The organism is Actinomadura livida (assembly GCF_014648675.1).
GTDB classification, from domain to species: Bacteria; Actinomycetota; Actinomycetes; order Streptosporangiales; family Streptosporangiaceae; genus Spirillospora; species Spirillospora livida.
In genome coordinates this window covers 203,546-205,994 of the sequence record NZ_BMRO01000001.1, presented here as the reverse complement: position 1 = coordinate 205,994, position 2,449 = coordinate 203,546, and the positions used below count along the sequence as shown (strand labels likewise).

General features: G+C 74.8%; 4 protein-coding genes. 1 reads left to right on the top strand and 3 read right to left on the bottom strand.

Annotated features, from left to right (window positions below; translation table 11 throughout):
- A partial coding sequence (locus IEZ03_RS00830; RefSeq protein ID WP_229807898.1) for an ADP-ribosylglycohydrolase family protein occupies positions 1–970 on the bottom strand: 970 nt, incomplete at its 3' end.
- Between the two features lie 15 nt (positions 971–985).
- A complete protein-coding gene (locus IEZ03_RS00825; RefSeq protein ID WP_229807897.1) occupies positions 986–1,786 on the bottom strand; it encodes an AraC family transcriptional regulator in 801 nt (266 codons plus the stop codon).
- 62 nt (positions 1,787–1,848) lie between these two features.
- Between IEZ03_RS00825 and IEZ03_RS00820 the strand changes: the two genes are divergently transcribed.
- On the top strand, positions 1,849–2,259 hold the full coding sequence (locus IEZ03_RS00820) for a DUF2000 domain-containing protein (RefSeq protein ID WP_184883010.1): 411 nt from the start codon (positions 1,849–1,851) through the stop codon (positions 2,257–2,259).
- Here IEZ03_RS00820 and IEZ03_RS37410 read toward each other — a convergent pair.
- Positions 2,234–2,449 (bottom strand): acyl-CoA dehydrogenase family protein (locus IEZ03_RS37410; protein ID WP_268248508.1); only part of this gene is annotated, 216 nt, incomplete at its 5' end. The two genes, IEZ03_RS00820 and IEZ03_RS37410, sit on opposite strands and share 26 nt — an antisense overlap.

Below are 2,449 nucleotides of genomic sequence, written 5' to 3'. Positions count from 1 at the left end.
GGTGGGCGACGTACTCGATGCGGGCGGACCACCCGTCCGGCCAGGCGCCCATGCCGAGGTGCGCGCCCGCGAACGCCCCGGCCAGGCAGGCGATCGAGTCGGAGTCGCCGGAGCTGGCGGCGCCGCGGCGGATCGCCTCGGCCGGCTCGTCCGGGAAGAGCAGGAAGCACAGCAGGCCGGTGGCGAGCGCCTCCTCCGCGACCCAGCCGGCGCCCGTGACCGCGCACGGGTCGGACGTCCGGTCGCCGGCCGCGAGGGCCTCGTCCAGCCGGTCGAGGACGGCGAGGCACTCGTCCCAGCCGCGGGCGATGAACGTCTCGGGCGCGTCCATGCCGGGCCGCTGCCACAGCTCGCCGAGCCAGTCCCCGTGGTAGACGGTGCGCTGCTCGTGGCAGCGGGCGCGGAGCGCAGCGGGCAGGCCGGCGGGGTCCATCCCGTCTGCCAGCCACCGGACGGCGAACGCCGTGAGCTCGCTGGCCGCCAGCCCGGTCGGGTGGCCGTGCGTGAGCGCCGCCTGGAGCTGGGACGCGCCCGCCCGCGTCTCGTCCGACAGGCCGGGGGCGAGCCCGACCGGCGCGACGCGCATGTTCGCGCCGCAGCCCTTGGAGCCCGCCACGGTCGCCTCCACCCACGGCTTGCCGGCGGCGAGACCGCGGCACGCCTTCAGGCAGGTGTTGCCGGGGGCGCGGTTGTTTTCCGGGCTGTCGAGCCAGTCGACGAACCGCCGCCGCCACATCGGCGTGATCAGATCGGGGGTGAAGGGAGGGTTCTCCAGGGCGTCCAGAAGCGCCAGCCCGACCGCGATCGCCATCTGCGTGTCGTCGGTGACCAGCGCGGGGTCGCCGTCGAGGTCCGCCGGGCCGCGCTCGCCGAACCGCCGCGCGATCTGCTTCATGGTGAGGAACTCGGTGGGCGCGCCGAGCGCGTCCCCGTACGCCAGCCCGAACATCGTCCCGCTCGCCCGTCTCATGGCGGGCATTCTTCCCTAACCGGCGCGCTGGTAGCGGCCCGGCGTCATCCCGTAGCAGCGCACGAACCAGCGCGTCAGATGGCTCTGGTCGGCGAACCCCGTCGCCGCCGCCACCTCGCCGATCGCGTCGCCGCGCGCCAGCAGCCGCCGGGCCGCGCGCAGCCGGAGCTGGCGCTGGTAGTCGCTCGGCGCCATCCCGTACGCGTCCCGGAACCCCCGGTAGAGCGCGAACCGGCTGCAGCCGGCCGCCTCGGCCAGCTCGGCCGCGCCGACGTCGTCCAGGAACGACTCCTCGATCAGCCGCCGGGCCCGCTCGGCGAGGCCCGTGGCGGGCGACGCGGCCGCGCGCCGCGTCGCGGCCCGGTTCACCATCGCCCCGACCGCCGCGGTCAGCAGCTCGTCCCGCCGCAGCGCCGTCGCCCCGCCGAGCAGCGCCGCGTGGAGGGCGCGCAGGTTCCGCGCCAGGACGGGATCGGGCACCACCGGGGAGGCGAACAGCGGCGGCCGGGCCGGGCGGTCGGTGATGTCGGCCAGGACGTCCGCCACCAGCTCCGGGCCGATGTGCACCATCCGGTACGTGAAGCCCAGCTCGTCGGCGGCGTGGCCGTCGTGCGGGTCGTCCGGGTTGAACGCGATGACCATCCCGGCCGCGCTCGTGTGGGCGCCGCCCCGGCACCGGAACGCCTGGTAGCCGTCCTCGGTGACGCCGAACGAGTACGTCTCGTGGCTGTGCCGGTGGTAGACGTGCCGCTCGAAATGCGCGTGCATCGCCTCCAGGGGGCGGTCGGGGGACCGCCAGTACCGGCTCCACTCCACCCCTCCAGTGTGGCGCACCAGCGTTCAAGACGTTCCGCTCCCGCCGCGGCATCCTGGCCCGCATGCGCTTCGACACCAAGATCGGGATCGTGGTCCGCGGCGACCTGGCGGCCTGGCAGCGGCTCAACGTCACCGCCTTTTTGGCGAGCGCCGTCGCGGGCCGCTTCCCGGACGTCATCGGCGAGCCGTACGAGGACGCGTCCGGCAACGCCTACCTGGCGATGTTCCGGCAGCCCGTCCTGGTCTACGAGGGGGACGCCGAGGCGATCAAGCGGTCCCACGCGCGGGCCCTCGGCCGCGGCATGGACACCGCCGTCTACATCGAGGACATGTTCAAGACGGGCCACGACGAGGCGAACCGCGAGACGGTCCGCGCGGTCACCGCCGAGGAGATGCCGCTCGTGGGGTTCAGCGTCCACGGGCCGAAGAACGGCGTGGACAAGGTCCTCAAGGGGCTGCGCCTGCACCCGTGAGCCCGGCCGCCTCGGCGAGCCGCCCGCGGTGGCGGTCCGGCGTCCCGAACAGCTGCCGGGACGCCTGCGCCCGCTTGAAGTACAGGTGCGCGTCGTGCTCCCACGTGAACCCGATACCGCCGTGCAGCTGGATCGCCTCGCCCGCCGTGTGGGCGTAGGCGTCGGAGCAGTACGCCTTCGCGAGCGCCGC

Excerpts from the sequence above, each read along its gene's own strand:
- IEZ03_RS00820 (WP_184883010.1), top strand. The coding sequence starts at position 1,849 with ATGCGCTTCGACACCAAGATCGGGATCGTGGTCCGCGGCGACCTGGCG.